The organism is Roseateles sp. FW305-36 (assembly GCF_058787015.1).
In genome coordinates this window covers 1-17,671 of sequence record NZ_JBYSZK010000021.1, presented here as the reverse complement: position 1 = coordinate 17,671, position 17,671 = coordinate 1, and the positions used below count along the sequence as shown (strand labels likewise).

16 protein-coding genes are annotated in these 17,671 nt (G+C 67.2%); 5 read left to right on the top strand and 11 right to left on the bottom strand.

All coding sequences use genetic code 11. The annotated features are described in order from the left end of the window. Positions 1-30: 30 nt before the first annotated feature. The 8 genes from AC3WOE_RS27745 to kduD all read right to left on the bottom strand — a co-directional run bounded on the left by AC3WOE_RS27745 (position 31) and on the right by kduD (position 8,570). On the bottom strand, positions 31-1,284 hold the full coding sequence (locus AC3WOE_RS27745) for a pectate lyase family protein (protein WP_492695235.1): 1,254 nt from the start codon (positions 1,282-1,284) through the stop codon (positions 31-33). Further along, positions 1,281-2,363: a pectinesterase family protein gene (locus AC3WOE_RS27740; RefSeq protein ID WP_492695233.1), complete on the bottom strand. Its 1,083-nt coding sequence runs from the start codon at positions 2,361-2,363 to the stop codon at positions 1,281-1,283. The genes AC3WOE_RS27745 and AC3WOE_RS27740 overlap by 4 nt, the downstream gene beginning before the upstream one ends. After that, positions 2,360-3,526: an oligogalacturonate lyase family protein gene (locus tag AC3WOE_RS27735; protein WP_492695231.1), complete on the bottom strand. Its 1,167-nt coding sequence runs from the start codon at positions 3,524-3,526 to the stop codon at positions 2,360-2,362. Before AC3WOE_RS27735 ends, AC3WOE_RS27740 begins: the two co-directional genes overlap by 4 nt. Further along, positions 3,523-4,806 (bottom strand): ABC transporter substrate-binding protein, encoded by a 1,284-nt coding sequence (locus AC3WOE_RS27730; protein WP_492695229.1) that lies wholly within the window; start codon positions 4,804-4,806, stop codon positions 3,523-3,525. Before AC3WOE_RS27730 ends, AC3WOE_RS27735 begins: the two co-directional genes overlap by 4 nt. Beyond that, a complete protein-coding gene (locus AC3WOE_RS27725) occupies positions 4,803-5,909 on the bottom strand; it encodes an ABC transporter ATP-binding protein (protein WP_492695227.1) in 1,107 nt (368 codons plus the stop codon). The genes AC3WOE_RS27730 and AC3WOE_RS27725 overlap by 4 nt, the downstream gene beginning before the upstream one ends. Positions 5,910-5,913: 4 nt before the next feature. Further along, a complete protein-coding gene (locus AC3WOE_RS27720; protein WP_492695225.1) occupies positions 5,914-6,786 on the bottom strand; it encodes a carbohydrate ABC transporter permease in 873 nt (290 codons plus the stop codon). After that, a complete protein-coding gene (locus AC3WOE_RS27715) occupies positions 6,783-7,670 on the bottom strand; it encodes a carbohydrate ABC transporter permease (RefSeq protein ID WP_492695224.1) in 888 nt (295 codons plus the stop codon). The genes AC3WOE_RS27720 and AC3WOE_RS27715 overlap by 4 nt, the downstream gene beginning before the upstream one ends. 138 nt (positions 7,671-7,808) lie before the next feature. Further along, the gene (gene kduD / locus AC3WOE_RS27710) at positions 7,809-8,570 is read right to left on the bottom strand and encodes a 2-dehydro-3-deoxy-D-gluconate 5-dehydrogenase KduD (RefSeq protein WP_492695222.1); all 762 of its coding nucleotides are present in this window, start codon (positions 8,568-8,570) and stop codon (positions 7,809-7,811) included. Positions 8,571-8,799: 229 nt separating this feature from the next. Here kduD and AC3WOE_RS27705 point away from each other — a divergent pair, with 229 nt between their 5' ends. From AC3WOE_RS27705 to AC3WOE_RS27685, 5 genes are all read left to right on the top strand, one after another. Further along, positions 8,800-9,132, top strand: coding sequence for a cupin domain-containing protein (locus AC3WOE_RS27705; RefSeq protein ID WP_492695220.1), 333 nt, complete (start codon positions 8,800-8,802; stop codon positions 9,130-9,132). A 149-nt stretch (positions 9,133-9,281) separates the two neighbouring features. Further along, positions 9,282-12,227 (top strand): TonB-dependent receptor, encoded by a 2,946-nt coding sequence (locus AC3WOE_RS27700; protein WP_492695218.1) that lies wholly within the window; start codon positions 9,282-9,284, stop codon positions 12,225-12,227. A gap of 139 nt (positions 12,228-12,366) precedes the next feature. Continuing rightward, a complete protein-coding gene (locus tag AC3WOE_RS27695; RefSeq protein WP_492695216.1) occupies positions 12,367-12,936 on the top strand; it encodes a PEP-CTERM sorting domain-containing protein in 570 nt (189 codons plus the stop codon). After that, positions 12,933-15,740: a pectinesterase family protein gene (locus AC3WOE_RS27690; RefSeq protein WP_492695215.1), complete on the top strand. Its 2,808-nt coding sequence runs from the start codon at positions 12,933-12,935 to the stop codon at positions 15,738-15,740. The genes AC3WOE_RS27695 and AC3WOE_RS27690 overlap by 4 nt, the downstream gene beginning before the upstream one ends. A gap of 14 nt (positions 15,741-15,754) precedes the next feature. Then, on the top strand, positions 15,755-16,501 hold the full coding sequence (locus AC3WOE_RS27685; protein ID WP_492695213.1) for a rhamnogalacturonan acetylesterase: 747 nt from the start codon (positions 15,755-15,757) through the stop codon (positions 16,499-16,501). 1 nt (position 16,502) lies between these two features. Here the strand turns inward: AC3WOE_RS27685 and AC3WOE_RS27680 are convergent, their stop codons facing one another. From AC3WOE_RS27680 to AC3WOE_RS27670, 3 genes are read right to left on the bottom strand one after another with little or no spacing between them, the layout of a single operon-like run. Further along, entirely contained in the window at positions 16,503-16,829 is a 327-nt protein-coding gene (locus AC3WOE_RS27680) for a cupin domain-containing protein (protein ID WP_492695211.1), read from the bottom strand. Positions 16,830-16,855: 26 nt separating this feature from the next. Further along, complete coding sequence (gene cutA / locus AC3WOE_RS27675) at positions 16,856-17,170, bottom strand: divalent-cation tolerance protein CutA (RefSeq protein WP_492695209.1); 315 nt, start codon at positions 17,168-17,170, stop codon at positions 16,856-16,858. Positions 17,171-17,198: 28 nt separating this feature from the next. Further along, positions 17,199-17,513 (bottom strand): hypothetical protein, encoded by a 315-nt coding sequence (locus tag AC3WOE_RS27670; RefSeq protein ID WP_492695207.1) that lies wholly within the window; start codon positions 17,511-17,513, stop codon positions 17,199-17,201. Between the last annotated feature and the right edge of the window lie 158 nt (positions 17,514-17,671).

The window sequence follows — 17,671 nt, the reverse complement described above, 5'->3', positions numbered from 1 at the left end:
CGGGTGCGTGTTTCAAGGGTCGATTCTGACTCAGGCGCGGCGTGGCCCCACACCGGCCTGGATTTGCTCAAGCAGTTGATCGGGTTGGGCGGGCCGCAGGGCCGCCGCGTCGTAGAACTCGTCGGGGCGCCAGCCGACGTCTGGGGAGAGGGTTTCGCCCGGGTGGGCAGCCTGCCAGGCGGCTAGGATGTCGACCGGGCGGCCGTTGAGCCGGCTGTACTGGTCGCTGAAGGCCGAGCCTTTCAAGCGGCGGATCAGTCGGTCGGGGCTGATCTCGGCCGGCAGCTCCCAGCGGTTGTGCTCGCTGAACAGGCGCGACTGGATGCCGACGCCCAGGGAATAGCCGAAGTCCTCGGCGCGGTCGGCGCTGAAGAGGTTGCTGACGACATGCACGCGGCCAAAGCGCACCCGCGGCGTGCGCTCCTTGCAGGCGTGGAAGTGGTTGTGATGCAGGGTGATGCGCAGCAGGCCGTCGTCGCTGGTCTTGCTGTCGCTGCTGCCGATCAGCATGGTCTTGTCATGGGCCTGGAAGCGGCACCAGGACACGGTGACGAGATCGCTGCCGTTGGTGATGTCCAGCAGGCCGTCGTGGTGCTGCACGCGCTGGCCGAGGCGGATGGGCTCGAGCTTGTCGGGACGCCGGCCGTCGTCGAAATGGCAGTGGTCCACCCAGACGCGGTCCGCGCCGCGCAGCGAGACGTTGTCGTACTCCGAGTTCCATTCGCCATGACCGTTGTCGCGCGGCTGCCATTCGGGGAAGTAGTCGTAGGCGTCGGAGAAGCGCAGGTCGCGGATGACGATGTTGCTGACCTTGTCCAGCATGAAGCCGCCGCGCTCGAAGCCGGCACCCGGCGCCACGCCGATCAGCGTCGTGTTGGAGGGCAGGCGCACCTGCGCCACCGCGGCATGGCGCTTGGCCGAGCGCTTGCGGGCCGCTTCCAGCGTGCCGGTGGGGTCGTCGCGGCCCCAGGTGGCGGGGTCGTAGGCGCGGTCGAAGGCGTCGAAGTCGAACTCGGGGTCGCGGAAGGCCTCGGGGCCGGCGGGGCAGAGGTCGATGAAACGATGGACGCGGATGATCTTGGGCTTGTCGCCGATGCGTAGGGCGGCGTCCAGGCCGGCGCGGTCGTGCACGTCGAAGACGTGCTCCGGGATGGCCCTGGCGCCGCCGGTGGTGTTGCCGACACCAGCCCAGCCGCCGGCGTTTTCGGCAGGCGCATGCGGCGTGCTGGTGCAGCCGCCGAGGAGGGGCAGGCCGGCGAGGGCGATGACGTGGCGGCGTTTCATGGGTGGTTGTTGACTTCGCTGAGGCGGTTTGAGGCGGCGTCGAAGGGCCGGCGCGAGGTGCTGGCGGCCCAGGGGCCGATGTGGGCGCCGATCTCGCTGTCCCGCACGACGGCCAAGCCGTTGGGGCTGGAGCCCGCTGCCCACGTGCCGGCCTTCACGCCGGCATCCCAGGCGCGGCCCAGTGCAGTGGCGCCAGGCGCGATGCCGGGCTCGCCGACGAGGCGGCTGTGCGTGACGAGGAAGCCTTGCGACACATCCGCTGCCGTGCTGGGCGCCAGCACGATGCCGCCGTGGCCGGGCGTGCGGCGGTTGGCACGGGTCAGGATGGTGGAGTGCTCGATGACCAGCACGGCGTTGCCGAAGATGAAGTCCACGTCGCCGGCAATGAGGCTGTGGCGGATCAGCTGGCGGGCCGGTTTGTCGGGCGCGGCGCGTTTGGCGAACAGCGTGTCCTGGTGGCCGAGCAGGCGCACGTTGTCGAGCTGGATGCGGTCGCCCGCCAGTGTCAGCGCCACGGCCTGAGCGCCGCCGCTTTCGCCGACGCCCGGCGGGTAGGCCTCGCCGCGACGTACGCCGTCCATCGCATCGTTGGCGATGGTCAGCGAGATGAGCTGGACGTCGTTGCTCTGCACCAGCAGGGTGGTGCTGCCGCTGGTGCCGATGGTGGTCTTGCCGAGTTCAGGCACGCAGGGATGGGCGGCCCCGTTCTCGCCCTTGGGCTTGCCGGCAAAGCGGTTGTCCACCAGCACGACGGTGGCGGCGTCCAGGGCCGAGCCGATCAGGGCGAGCGGCGCCTTGTCCTTGATGCACAGTGGCCCGCGGTAAGTACCCGGCTGGATCTGGATGACCCAGCGTTTGCTGCCGTCGGCCGGCACCTTGTCGATGGCAGCCTGTACCGACTCGCCGGGCTTGACGGTGAAGTCGGGCGGCGTGGCAGCCAGGTCGGCCAGCGGTGCCGGCTTCCAGTCGCCCAGATAAGCCGCTGTCGTGTGCGCAGCCGCCTGCTCAGGCGTCAACTGCGGGCGCTGGGCTTGCGCCGACATTGCCAAAAAGGCCAGGGCCAGCGCAATCAGCTTCACAGATCAGCCAGGTAGAGGGCAGGCTCGACACCGTTCGCGCTCTCCTTGTCGCAGCTGAACAGCACCTGCTTCTCGTCCGGCGTGAAGCTCGGATGCGGGTGGGTGACCTGGCGGCTGTCCTTGTAGACGTCCCAGCCGCTGTCGTGGCGCGCGATGGGCCGTGTCTTGCCGGCCTTGAGGTCGAAGAGATGCAGATAGGGGTCGCCCACCAGCATCTCGTTGCTGGCGTCGCCGCTGCTGGCCTTGCCGCAGCCGTCGCCGACGATCAGCGTGCCGTCATGGTTGCTCATCAGGTGGGAGCACTGCGGCATGGCGGTCAGCAGCTTGTTCTCCAGCGTCACCGGGTCCAGGCTGTAGATCCAGCGTTCGGGTGACTTCTCGTTGTATGACACATAGATCATGGCGCTGCCGTCCGGCACCCAGAACTCGTGGGTGCAGCTCTCGCCGTCCGTGTGTTCCTTGCCGCAGCGGCGGTTGGTGCCGTCCTCGTTGATGAACCACATGCGGGCATCGATGAGGTCGTGCGGGCCCTCGTGGCAGTAGGCGACGGTGTTGTCGTCGAAGGGCCGGTACTGCGGGTGGCCCAGCCAGCCGCGCTGTTCCAGGATGACGGTGCGCTGGCCGGTCGCCAGGTCCACGCTGAAGAGCCGGCACAGCGGCTTCTTGTGGAACATCTCGTTGAACTTCTGCCAGGTGTTCAGCGGGAACCAGTCGGCGGCGGCGATCTCGATGCCGACCATTTTGGTACAGGCGCTGTTGGCCACCCAGGTGCCATAGCCCACCCAGCCCTCGGGCACGACATAGGCGACTTCTTCCTTCAGCGTGGCCAGCTCAAGACGAATGAGCTGGCGCTCGCCGCGCACGAAGTAGACGAAGCGGTCGTCGGGGCTCATGAAGGCGCCGAAGGTGTTCTCGCGCGCACCGTCGGTCAGCTGGATGGCCGTCTGCGAGGGCAGGTCCAGCAGGTGCAGGTTCCAGTTCGGGCTGGGCTGGGGACCGAACTCGCCGCCGAACATCAGCTGGCTGCCGTCGTTCGTGAAGCACTTTTGATAGAAGTAGTTGCGGTGGCAGGTGACGTCGGGCGGCGTCAGGCGGGTGACGCGGGCGCCGGTGTCGGGGTCCTCGTGCGTGACGAAATTGAACTTGCGCTCGGTGGCTTTCATTGGATCCTCTGCAGCAGGGCATTGCCCTCGTCGACGAGGCGGCGCGCGGCCTCGGCCTCGGTGGTCTTGTTGTAGGCGACGGTCTCGAAGACCTCGCGCATGAATTTCTGGAAGCGGGCGTGCTCGAACAGCGGCGCGGGGCGGATCAGCCGGCCGGCATCGCGCTGGGCCTGGATCTGGTCGTGGGCGGCCAGCTCCAGCGGCGGCAGGCCGCCGGCCTTCTGCAGTTCGGCCAGCGCGTTCTTCGCACTCGGCAGGCCGCGGGTGCGGCCGAGGATGCGCGCGGCCTCGGCGTCGGTCAGCAGGAAGTTCATCAGCCGGGCCGCCAGCTCGGGCTGCTTGCAGTTGCGGCCTATGGTGTACATGACGGTCGGCCGGCCGAAGAGACCGCTCTCCTTGCTGCCCGCCAGCGTCGGGAAGGCGCCCAGGGCCAGCTTCTCGCCCGGCGCCAGCGTGGAGCCGCGCAGGCCGATGACGGAGTCCCAGGTGTAGTTGCCGGCCCAGCGGCCGGCCACCCAGTCGGGCTGCTGCTCGGTGGGCTTCTCGGCGCCACCAAGGGACGCACGCAGCGGCAGCGGCGTGGCCACATGCGAGCTGATGAGGTGCTTGTAGGTCTGCACCCATTCCAGCGCCGCGGCCGGGCTCATGGCCACATGCGGCCTGCCCGGGTCGACGAAGGGCGTGCCGTGCTTCTGCTGGATGAAGCTCTGCGACAGCAGGATCATGTCGTAGAGCTCGCCGTCCAGCGGGTAGGCGCTGTCGCCCAGCTTGGCGCGGAAGACCGGGCCGGTGGCGAAGAGCTCGTCCCAGGTCTCGGGCAGCTTGAGGCCGGCGCGGCCGAAGGCGGTCTGGTTCCACAAAAAGATGCGGGCGCTGAAGGACGTGGGCAGGGCGTTGAGCTTGCCCTGCACGCGGCCGTAGGCGAGGTCGTCCTCGGTGAACTGGTCCAGCGCCAGTTCCTTGGTCAGCCCGTTCAGGTCGGTGAAGCCATTGCCGCGCTTGCTGAACATGGCCAGCCAGGCCCAGTTGATCTGCATGACGTCGGGCTCGGAGCGGCCGGCGATCTGGGTCGTGAGCCGCTCCAGATAGCCGTTGAAGCCCATGTACTCGGCCTTGACCTTGACGCCATGGCGCTGCTCGAAGACCTTCAGCGCGGCCAGCGTGGACTGGTGGCGGCTGGCGCCGCCCCACCAGGCGAAGCGCAGCACGGGCCGCTCCTGGGCGTGCACGAAGGGCGCGGCCAGCGCGCTGGCGAGGACGATGCGGCGATGGATGCTCATGCCAGGTAGCTCGGGCCGTCGTCGCCCGCCGCGAACAGATGGGCGTGGTTCATCTGGAAGTGCAGGCTCAGCGCCGAGCCACGCGGCAAGCTGGCCAGCGCGAGGCCTTCCTCGGCGGGGATGCGCGCGCTGAAGGCCACACCGCCGACGTCGACATAGGTGAAGACCTCGGCGCCCATGTTTTCGCAGAACTTCAGCGTGGCCTGCACAGCGACGCTGCCAGGCTTGGCCTGCAGGCCGATGTGCTCAGGCCGCAGGCCGAAGTGCAGCGGGCCCTGCGGCACCGGGCCGAAGCGCCCAAGCGGCAAGGGCAGGTTGATGCCGCCCAGCACCACTGCGTCGTCGCTCAGCGTCGCATTGACGATATTCATCTCGGGTGAGCCGATGAAGCTGGCGACAAAGGCATTGGCCGGGCGGTCGTAGAGGGCCGTCGGCGTGTCGACCTGCTGGATGACGCCGGCCTTGAGCACGCAGATGCGCTCGCCCATGGTCATGGCCTCGGTCTGGTCGTGGGTGACGTAGATGGTGGTGGCGGGCTGGCCGGCATCGCGCAGCGAGCGGTGCAGTTCGGTCAGGCGCACGCGCATGGCGGCGCGCAGCTTGGCGTCGAGGTTGGACAGCGGCTCGTCGAACAGGAAAACCTCAGGCTTCTTGACGATGGCGCGGCCGACCGCCACGCGCTGGGCCTGGCCGCCCGACAGCTGCTTGGGGTAGCGCTCCAGCAGATGCTCCATCTCCAGCAGCTTGGCGGCGTGGCGAACGCGCTGGTCCAGCTCGGCCTTGCCCGTCTTGGCCAGCTTCAGGCCGAAGGCCAGGTTGTCGTAGACCGTCATGTGCGGGTAGAGGGCGTAGTTCTGGAACACCATCGCGATGCCGCGCGCCTTGGGCGGCAGGTCGTTGACCACGCGGCCGCCGATGTTGAGCTCGCCGCCGCTGATGGACTCCAGCCCCGCCACCATGCGCAGCAGCGTGGACTTGGCGCAGCCCGAGGGGCCGACGAAGACCATGAACTCGCCGTCACGCACGTTGAGGTCGACGCCATGCACGGCCTTGAAGCCATTGGGGTAGGTCTTCTCGACCTTGCGCAAGGAAACAGCGGCCACGGCCTTATCCCTTCACGCCACTGGAGGTGGCGCCTTCGATGAAATGTTTTTGTGCCGCGAAGAAGACCGCGACGGAGGGGATCAGCGCGACGACCGAGATCGCGATGACATTGGCCCACTCGACCTCCTCGGTCGCGCCGATGCTCATCTTCAGCGCCAGGCTGACCGGGTATTTCTCGACCGACGCGAGGTAGATCAGCGGGCCCATGAAGTCGTTCATGGTCCAGATGAACTGGAAGACGACGACGCTGATGATGGCGGGCTTGAGCAGGGGCACGATGATGTGCCAGAGCAGCTGCAGCGCGTTGCAGCCGTCGATGAGGGCCGCCTCCTCCATGTCGCGCGGGATGCCGCGCAGGAACTGCACCAGCATGAAAACGAAGAAGGTGTCGGTGGCGAAGGCTGACGGCACGATCAAGGGCAGGTAGCTGTCCAGCCAGCCCAGCTCGCGGAAGACCAGGTACTGCGGCAGGCGCAGCACGATCAGCGGCAGCATCATCGTGCCGACCATGATGCTGAACAGGATCTTCTTGCCCCAGAACTCGAAGCGGGCGAAGGCATAGGCCACCAGCACGCAGGAGATCACCGTGACGATGATGCGCGGGATGGTGATGAGGAAGCTGTTCAGGAAATAGGTCGCGAAGGTGTACTCGGTGCTGGTCTTCCAGCCCTTGGCGTAGGCGTCCAGCGAGAACTTGGCTGGCCAGAAGCCAGCCGACGTGAAGATCTCGCTGTTGCTCTTGAAGGAGGCGCCCACCAGCCACAGCAGCGGGTAGAGCATGACGATGGCCGTGGCCGCCAGCAGCAGATAGCGCAGCCAGGGCGTCTTGCCGTCGTCGCCAACGGCGCGTTCGTTCATTTCTGCGGCGGCGCTCATTTCTTGATGTCCTTTTCGCCGGCGTAGAACACCCAGTACTTGCTGCTCCAGAAGGAGATCGCGGCGAGGCCCGCTACCAGGGCGAACAGCACCCAGCTCAGCGCCGCGCCATATCCCAGGTTGAAAAAGCGGAAGCTCTGGTCGTAGATGTACAGCGCCAGCACATAGGTGGAATGCAGGGGGCCGCCCTCGGTGATCAGATAGGGCCCGTTGAACTCCTGGAAGGCATGCACCATCTGCATGATCAGGTTGAAGAAGATGACCGGCGTGATCAGGGGCACGGTGATCTTCCAGAACTGCTGATTGACGCTGGCGCCATCAATCTCGGCGGCCTCATACAGCGACTTGGGCACGTTCTGCAGCGCGGCCAGGAAGATGACGCAGGCCGAGCCGAACTGCCAGGTGAACAGCAGCACGATGGTCCACATCGAATAGTGCTCATCGGCCAGCCAGGGTATGGGCTCCAGTCCCAGCTTGCTGAGGATGATGTTGACCAGCCCGTATTTGGCGAACACGAAGCGCCACAGCACCGCCACCGCGATGGAGCCACCCAGGATGGACGGAATGTAGAAGGCCGCACGGAAGGCGTTGATGCCCTTGAGCCGGAAGTTCAACACCTGGGCCACGACGAGGGCGAAGCCCACGCGCAGCGGCACTGCCAGCAGCGCGAAGGTCAGCGTGACGCCGAGCGACTTCCTGAACAGCGGGTCGCCGGTCAGCATCTCCTCGTAGTTGCGCATGCCGACCCACTCGGGCGGGTCGATCAGGTCGTACTGCGTGAAGCTGAGCGCAAAGCTCATCACGAAGGGGAAGAGCTTGAACAGCAGCACGCCCAGCACGAATGGCAGGACGAACAGGAAGCCTAGTTTTTTGTTCTCGTACATCTCACCGTGTCTCCGTCGGTGATGGCCAGGAATCCGCCGCGTCAGCCGGCGGATCATCCAGCGAAGCCGCGGATCCGGCTTTGCCGGGCCGCTGGCTTGCCCCCTCGAGGGGGCAAGCGCAGCGCGTAGGGGGTGGGCTCACCGTGCCAGCCAGCCGCCGTCGACGGCGATGGTGTAACCGTTGACGTAGTCTGAAGCGGTCGACGCCAGGAACACCACCGGGCCGGCCAGGTCCTCGGGCTTGCCCCAGCGGCCGGCCGGGATGCGATCGAGGATGGCGCTGTTGCGCTGCTCGTCGGCGCGCAACTGGGCGGTGTTGTTGGTGGCCATATAGCCCGGCGCGATGGCGTTGACATTGATGCCGTGCGAGGCCCACTCGTTGGCCATCAGGCGGGTGATGCCCATGACGCCGCTCTTGCTGGCGGTGTAGGAGGGCACGCGGATGCCGCCCTGGAAGCTCAGCATGGACGCGATGTTGATGATCTTGCCGCCCGTGCCCTGGGCCATGAAGACCTTGGCCACCGCCTGGGACAGGAAGAACACCGACTTCAGGTTCAGGTCCATCACGTCGTCCCAGTCGGCCTCCGAGAACTTGATGGCGTCCTCGCGGCGAATGATGCCGGCGTTGTTGACCAGGATGTGCACGCCACCGTTCAACGCCTTGGCCTGGGCCACCAGGTCGGCGATGCAGCTGACGTCGCCGAGATTGGCGCGCAGGTCCAGGAAGCGCCGGCCCAGGGCCTCGACGCCGGCCTTGGTCTCGTCCGGCTCGGAGACGTTGACGCCGACGATGTCGGCTCCCGCCTGCGCCAGTGCCAGCGCCATGCCCTGGCCCAGGCCGGTGTTGCAGCCGGTCACGATGGCCGTCTTGCCGGCCAGATTGAAGTTCTGAAGAACCATGTCTTTTTCCAAGGTGCCGGGAGGCACCGGTTGCGCGGAGCTCGGGCTGCCGCGGTGGCTGGGAATCGGTTGAACTGGAGGTTGAAACGCAGTTCCACTTTTTCCGATGCCACGACTTTAGGCAGACGGCAAGTGTTGCGGAATCATGGTTTCTAATTAGTGAACCGACGTTCCGATTTTTGCATCTTCCGCCTATCATCGTTCACAAGCCAGACAAAAACGCACAACCATGAGCAGCTTCTTCCTCAATGACGACACCCCCTGGCACGAGCTGGGCGATGGCATCCGCCGCAAGATCGTGGGCCACACGCCCGAGCTGATGTCGGTGCTGGTGCAGTTCGACAAGGGCGCCATCGGCACCCCCCACGCCCACGACGCCCACGACCAGATCGCCTACGTGATCGCCGGCCGTTTCGAGTGCGACGTCGGCGGCAAGAAGTGCGTTCTGAAGCCCGGCGACGCCTTCGTGGCCCCCCGCCTGACGATGCACGGCGTCGTCGCCCTCGATGACGGCGCCACCCTGCTCGACCAGTTTTCCCCTCGCCGCGACGACTACCTGTAGTCGCGGTGATCGAACCGGCGCTCGCACTGCAGCGTCGCCGGCCCGAAAGATCGACGGGTGCCCTGCGTGCGCCCGGGTTCACAAGCCTTGAATAACCCGAGAGTCGCCGGCGCCTTGCGCCCAGGTGGCCTTGCACCAGGAGACATCACATGCCCGCAATTCGTCCGTCCCACCGCCCGGCTCTCAGCCCGGTGGCCCTGGCCGTCGCCCTCGTCACGCTTTCTGCCGCGCCCGCCTGGGCCCAGACCGCGCCGGCTGCATCCCAGCAGCTTGAAACGGTGACCGTCACCGGCATCCGCGCCTCGCTGGAGAGCGCGCTGAACGCCAAGCGCCAGGACAAGGGCATCGTCGATGTCATCAAGGCCGAGGACATGGGCAAGTTCCCGGACACCAACCTGGCCGAGTCGCTGCAGCGCATCCCGGGCGTGGTCATCGACCGCGACGCCGGCGAAGGCCGCAACATCACCGTGCGCGGCCTGGGCGGCGACTTCGCCCGCACCCGCATCAACGGCATCGAGGCCCTGGCCACCACCGGCGGCACCGACAGCTCCGGCGGCGCCAACCGCACCCGCGCCTTCGACTTCAACGTCTTCGCCGCCGACCTCTTCAATTCCCTGACCGTGCGCAAGAGCAGCTCGGCCGACGTCGACGAAGGGTCACTGGGCGCCACCATCGACCTGCAGACGGCCCGTCCCTTCGACCTGCGCGGCTTCCAGGCCGCCGTCTCGCTGAAGAGCACCTACAACGACCTGTCGGGCAAGGCCACGCCCAAGGCTTCCTTCCTGATCTCCAACACCTTCGCCGACAAGAAGATCGGCCTGCTGCTGTCCGGCGCCTACTCCAAGCGCAAGGTCTACGAGGAAGGCTTCAGCACGGTGCGCTGGGACAACGGCCCGTCCAGCGGCAACACCTTCAGCGGCTGGTGCCCGCCGCAGGGCGTGACCACCAATCTGCCCACCGGCTCCACCGCCACCACCTGCGGACCGGCCGCCCAGGGCGTGCTGCGCCTGCCCAACACGCCGGAAAACCTGGCCGCCTACAACGAGGCCAGCAAGGCCACCAACTTCCATCCGCGCCTGCCGCGCTACGGCCGCCTCACGCATGACCAGGAGCGCACGGGCCTGACCGGCGCCATCCAGGTGCGCCCGGCCGACAGCATGTTGATCACCTTCGACATGCTGTACTCCAAGCTGGAGGCGACCCGCCAGGAAGACTTCCTGGAAGCCATCTCCTTCAGCCGCGCCCTGTCGGCCGGCGGCAAGCAACAGACCAGCGTGCTGGCGGCGCAGTTCGACCCCAACGGCCAGATGCTGTATGGCAAGTTCAATGGCGTCGACATCCGCGCCGAGTCGCGCTTCGACCGGCTGAGCACCGAGTTCAGCCAGCCCTCGCTGACGGTGGAGCAGGACATCACCGACACGCTGAAGCTGACCCTGCGCGGCGGCCGCGCGACCTCGCGCTTCCGCAACCCCATCCAGACCACGACGACGCTGGACGCGCCCAATGTCGACGGCTATGTGTTCGACGCCCGTGGCGACGACCGCGCCCCGCTGCTGGGCTACGGCAACCTGAACCCGGCCGATCCCAATGGCGGCCTGAAGATCTACGGCGTGCCCGTCGGTGCCACCAGCATCGCCAACTTCACGCCCAGCGAGGTCCGCATCCGTCCCAACGGCGTGACCAACCGCCAGGACGTGCTGACCGCCGACGTCGCCTGGGAAGTCATCCCCGACGTGCTGACCCTGAAGGGCGGCGCCAGCTACAAGCAGTTCAAGTTCACCAGCTACGACATCCGCCGCACCGTCGAGACCATGAACACGCTGCCGGCCGGCGTGAGCGCCGCCAGCCTGACGACGACGCTGACGGGCTTCGGCAAGGGCGAGAACCTGCCCGCGGGCTCCATCACGTCCTGGGTCATTCCCAACCTGGATGCCATCGCCCAGGCCTACGACATCTACTGCAACTGCCTGAAGACCGGGCCGGCCGGCGGCCCGGGCGACTACACCCTGAGCTCCATCACCAACGGCAGCGCCCGCGGCGGCAACCGCGCCATCAGCGAAACCGACACCGGCACCTGGCTGATGGCCGATTTCGAGACCCGCCTGGGCGGCATGGCCGTGCGCGGCAACCTCGGCACGCGCTATGTGAAGACGGCCATCGTCGCCAGCGGCTACCTGGCGACCGGCGGCGGCAGCGCCGTCTCCGCCTCGCGCGAGTACGGGGACTGGCTGCCCTCGGCCAACGTCTCGCTGAACCTGACCAAGGACATCATCCTGCGCGCCGCCGCGGCCAAGGTCATGTCGCGCCCACCGCTGCAGAACCTGAACCCGGGCGGCACGCTGTCCACCACCGGCACGCTCAGCTATACCGGCGGCAATCCGGCCCTGGACCCCTTCCGCGCCACCACCTTCGACCTCAGCGGCGAGTGGTACCACTCCAAGAACGGCTTCATCGGCCTGGGCGTGTTCCAGAAGGACATCAAGAGCTATGTGCTGACGGTGGGCCGCAACGTGCCCTACAACCAGACCGGCCTGCCGATGGCGCTGCTGCCGAGCAACTTCACGGGTGACGAGATCTTCCTGGTCAGCGCCCCGGTCAACAGCCCGGGCGGCAAGCTGACCGGCTTCGAGATCAATGTGCAGCAGCCCTTCAGCTTCCTGCCGGGCTGGGGCAAGAACTTCGGCATCCTGGCCAACTACACCCAGGTCAAGTCCAAGATGGACTACGTGATCTCCGCGGCGGTCGGCGCCGCCACCGTCACGGAAGACCTCGTCAACCTGTCGCCGCGCTCCTGGAACCTGTCGGTCTACTACGACGACGGCATCTTCAGCGGCCGCATCTCCAGCTCGGCCCGCTCGGCCTTCCTGCAGACCATCCCGGCCGGCAACAACCAGGACGTGGCGGGCAAGAACAAGACCTTCAACGTCGACATGTCGCTGGGCTACCAGGTCAACAAGCAGCTGCAGCTGACCTTCGAGGCCACCAACCTGACCAACCAGCCCAACGACCAGTTCATCTCCCGCGCGATGAACAACGTCGTCGTCAACAACTACACCGGCCGTGAATTCATCATCGGCGGCCGCTACAAGTTCTAAGCCGCCCCTGGCCTAGCCCCCCCGAGGGCACGGACCTGTCGTCTGTGCCCTTATTGTTCGCGGGACCCTGCAGGTCCTTCTGATCCCGAAGCAGCGTCGGCCGCCGGATGGCGAGACCGACCTCACCCCGGAGACATTCATGAAGACCTTCAGGACCCTTGCGGTCGCAGCCGCTGCATGGCTGGCCGCGACTTCCGCCCACGCGGCTTTCACGCTGCCTGCCGGCACCCTCGTCACCGGCCAGGTCAGCGGCGCGAGTTCGACGCTGCTCGGGCTGGATCACGGCTTCGCCGACGAGGCGGGCAGCAACGTGACGGCCGTGGCCGCCGCCGACCTCGAGTTCCTCACCGGCGACGCCGCCGTCGGCATCGACTTCTTCGAGGACGGCCGCATCCAGGTGTGGAACAACAGCGGCAGCGCCGGCCTGGCCGGGAGCTACACGCTGACCTTCAGCTTCGCCGGCCTGGGCCTGCCCATCACGGGCTTCACCGCACTGGACATGAGCGAGGTCCTGGGGGGCAGCATCAGCCTGCAGGTGCTGGATGCGCACACCGTCGGCCTGACCTTGAACCAGGTCGGCTTCGACAGCCAATTCGGCAGCTTCACGACCCAGCTCGCCGCCCGCGCCTTGCCCGAGCCGGGCAGCCTCGCGCTGCTCGGCGCGGGCCTGGGCCTGCTGGCGCTGTCGCGCACGCGGAGGTCGGCATGAAGGGCCTGCAACGCCTGGGCGGCCTCGTCCTGCTGGCCCTGAGCCTGCAGGCCCGGGCCGTCGACGTCGCCCAGCAGGTGGCGCCCAGCGACGGCTGGGGGGCGGGCACCGTCGGCGGCAGTGCCGCCACGCCCGAGCACATCTACACCGTGCACAACCGCGCCGAGCTGCTGAACGCGCTGGCCAACGGCGGCAACGCGGCCAAGATCATCAAGGTGGCCGGCACCATCGACATGACGGAGGGCACGCCCTTCGCGAACACGGCCGACCAGAAGGTGAGGGCGCGCGTCAAGCTGACAAGCAACACCACGCTGATCGGCGAAGGCCCCGGTGCCGGCTTCATCAACGCCTGGATCGACATCACCGGCATCAGCCAGGTCATCGTGCGCAACCTGCACCTGGTCGCGCCCTGCGACGTCGGCCCCATCTGGGACCCGACCGACGGCGCCACCGGCAACTGGAACTCACAGTACGACGCCATCGGCATCGTGACGGCCACCCAGGTCTGGATCGACCGCAACACCATCACCGACGCGCCGGTCACCGACGACACCTTGGCCCTAGAGAACGGCAAGACCAAGCAGTGCCACGACGGTGCCATCGACATCACCAAGGGCGCCGACCTCATCACGGTCTCCTACAACGTCGTCGCCCAGCACGACAAGACCATGCTGATCGGTGGCTCCGACAGCCTGACCAGCGATGCCGGCAAGCTGCGCATCACCTTCGCCAACAACGTCTTCAACGGTGTGACCCAGCGCGTGCCGCGCGTGCGCTTCGGCCAGGTCCACGTCTTCAACAACTACTTCGTCGGCAGCAAGACGGCCAACCCCTATCCGCACAGCTACAGCATCGGCGCGGGCAAGCAGGCCAACATCCTGTCGCACAACAACGTCTTCGCCGTGGATGGGGCGGTGGGCTGCGACAGCGTCGTCAGCTACCCGAGCTCCGACCACAGCGGCATCTTCCAGGACAGCGGCTCGACGTTGAACGGCGCCGCTCTGGGCGCCTGCAGCGTCGTGCCAGGCGCGGCCTTCACGCCGGGCTATGCCTACAAGCCGCGGCCGTCTGCCCTGGTCAAGGCCAACAATCTGGCCCTGGCCGGCGCCTGGAAGATCTCCACGCAGATCAGCGGCAGCGGCAATGTCAGCGGCGTGGCAGGCACCAGGTCGCCCGCCGCCAACGAGGTCAATGTGCACACCGACACGCGGCTGTCGCTGTCCTTCGACGCGCCGCCCAGCATAGGCACGGCCGGCAAGGTCAGCGTCTACCGCGTCAGCGACGACGTGCTGGTCGACAGCATCGACGTCGGCACGGCGCCCTCGGCCAGCGACACGCAGAACGTGCTGGCCCGCAGCAACCTCGAGATCGACGCGCTGGGCCTGGGCGCCATGCCCGATGGCGCGACATTCGCCCGCTATGTCTGGTACCGCCCGGTCAGCGTCAGCAACAGCACGGCCTCGATCAAGCTGCACAGCAACAAGCTGGACTTCGGCACGGCCTACTACGTGACGATGGATGCGTCCGTGCTGGGTGGCACCATCAAGGGCGCCGCCTTCGCCGGCATCGGCAAGGCCGACGGCTGGAAGTTCACGACCCGCGCCGCGCCGGCCAGCTTCACCAGCATCAACGTCGACGACAGCGGCACCACGGCCGACTTCCGCACCCTGCAGGGCGCGCTGAACTGGGTCATGAAGAACTGCTCGACCAACAGCCCGGCCGCCAACGGCTGCAACACCGTCGCCACGGCCAAGACCATCCATCTGGCCAACGGCAGCTACCCCGAGCTCAACATCCTGCGCAAGGTCGCCAACCTCAGCATCGTCGGCGAGAGCCGCGACGGCGTGGTGGTGGGCGACGTCAACTTCGAGTCGCTGAACTCGGGCAGCGGTGCCAGCAGCGCCACCGCCGGCACGGCGCTGAGTACCTCGGGCAAGACGGTCGGCCACCGCGTCCTCGGCGGCGGTCGCGCGTCGCTGTTGGTCGAGACGGCCGACCTGCTGACGCTGCAGAACTTCACGCTGCAGAACCCCCACGTGCGCAGCACCAGCTGGGACAACCAGGCCGAGGCGATCTACTTCAACACCAGCACGACGGCGGCCGCCGCGCGCCTGGTGGCCAGGCAGATGAACTTCCTGAGCCAGCAGGACACCCTGCAGCTCAAGGGCTACAACTGGTTCTACCAGTCCCTGGTCGCCGGCAATGTCGACTTCATCTGGGGCAGCGTGATGGCCAGCCTGTTCGAGGACTGCGAGATCCGCTCCGTGGCCGACACGGCCAGCAGTTCTGCCGGCTTCATCCTGCAGTCGCGCGCCACGGCCGGTGACAAGGGCTTCGTCTTCCTGAACAGCCGCCTCACCGCCGAGCCCACCGTGAGCCAGGCCTATCTGGCCCGCAGTGGCGGCACGACGTCCACGACCTATATCGACCACATCGCCTTCGTGAACACCCAGATGGGTTCGCACATCCTGCCCTTGGGCTGGTGCGTGGGCACGGGCACCAGCAAGACCGGTGTGGGCACGGGCCCCTGCGGCAGCAACCCGCCATCCTGGGCGGGCACGCTTGACGGCGGCACGACCGACACGGTGGGCTGGCGTGAGTTCGGCAGCATGGACCTCAGTGGCGCGCCGCTGGACGTCAGTGCGCGCCTGGGCCTGGCCTCCGTAAAGGTCAGCAACGTCGCGACCAATGTCGTGCTGGCCAAGCCGCTGGGCTCCGCCGCCGGCCTGACGACGCGAGCCGAGATCTTCCAGAACTCGACCATCGCCACCGGTGCGCCCGGCGGCTGGGTGCCCGCGCCTTGAGCCACCCTGACGTCATGAAACGACTTGCTCTCCTTGCCTTGCTGTTGAGTGGCGCCGCCGTGGCCCAGGCACCGCCCGCGCCGAAGGGCGAGACCACCGCCAATGTCGCCACCGGCCCGCGCCTCATCCTCGTTGGCGACTCGACGATGGCCCCGCGCAGCGGTTACGGCAATGCGCTGTGTGCGCGTTTCCAGCAGGTGGCCTGCCTCAACCTCGCGCGCGGCGGCCGCTCCAGCAAGAGCTTCCGCGCGGAAGGTCTGTGGGACACGGTGCTGGCCCTGCTCAACGAGCGCGGTGATAACGGTGCGAAGCAGAAGACCCTGGTGCTGATCCAGTTCGGCCACAACGACCAGCCCGGCAAGCCCGGCCGGTCCACCGACCTCGCCACCGAGTTCGGTCCCAACATGGCGGGCTATGTGAAGGACGTGAAGGCGGCCGGTGGCGAAGTCGTGCTCATCACGCCGCTGACACGCCGGACCTTCAAGGACGGCGAACTCGCCAATGACCTGCGGCCCTGGGCCGAGGCGGTCATCCAGGTCGGCGCGGAGCAGGGCGTCCCGGTGCTGGACCTGAATGCCGTCAGCCATGCCGCCGTCGCGGCCCTGGGTCAGTCCGGCGCCGACACGCTGGCCGAGGCGCCGCCGCGCTTCGACCGCACCCACCTCGGCCCCAGGGGCGCGGCGCTGTTCTCGGGGCAGGTGATGGAGGGCATGCTGAAGCTCAGGCCGGAGCTGGCTTCGGCGCGCACGCTGGAAAACTGAATCAGGGAAGCACGATGGTCACGAGGGCCATGGCGTCTTCGAGGGCCAGCACGTCATGCATGGCTTCGCGGTCCAGATAGAGCAGCTGGCCGGGCCGCACCTGCTGGCGGCCGGCCGCTGTCGTCACGGCGAGGGTGCCCGAAATGCACTGGATGGTGATCTCGCGCGCCACCTTGTGCGGCGGCAGCGCCTTGCCGGCGGGCAGCACGAGGCGCATGACCTCGAGGTCGCGTGACTTGAACAGCGCGACCGTCCTTGCACCGTCAGGGTCGGCCGCCCCGGGAAGGATGTCGATGACCTGACCGGCAGTGGCATGGGCGATGGCCATGGGGGCAGTATGCGCCCGGCGGGGCTTCAGGTCTGCAGGGATGCCTGCACCCAGGCCGTGTAGCCGGCCGAGGCTTGGACAACCGGCAGCGCGAAGATCGCCGGCAGCTCGTAGGGGTGCTGCGCTCGCAAGACCGCTTCCAGCGCGGGGTAGAGGGCCCGGCTGGTCTTGAACATCAGCCTCACCTCGGCCTCGCATTCGATGGCGCCCTGCCAGCGATAGGTGCTGCGGATGGCCTCGGTCTGCACACAGGCGGCCAACTGGCCCTCGACGGCGGTGCGCGCCAGCGCGTCGGCCTGCTCCTGCGTGGCCACCGTCGTGAAGACCGCCAGCAAATCCATCCTCAAGGCTCCGGCAGGCCGAGCGCCCTCATTTCTTGGCCGCCGGCCGGTGGATCATGGTCCGCTGGTACCAGGCCTCGTTCATGCGCGCCAGGAAATCGGGCGTGATCAGGATGCCGCAGCCGTCACCGATGACGGCCTCGCTGCCGCAGTGGGGGCACATGGCGGTCTGGTCGGCAATGGCCTTGGGGTCGTCCATGTTCTGCACCGTCAGGCCGGTCCAGCCGACGATGGCATCGGGCCTGAAGATCTGCACGCAGTTGCAGCAGCCGCAGCGCTTGCTCTTCTCGATCTGGGCGTAGTTGTTGGTCGTGTAGCGGTAGGCGGCGAGCAGTTCGTTCATGGTGACCGATTTTGGGGGCGCGGATAGCCGGAGTGTGGCGCCGACGTCCAGGGAATGCCATCGCGCTTGTATGGATCTAGTTGTGAAGGTTCAATAGGTTGTTGCGGGTGTTCACCCGGCGAGGTTTTGAGAGACTGGAAATCGCCAAACCCCCAGTC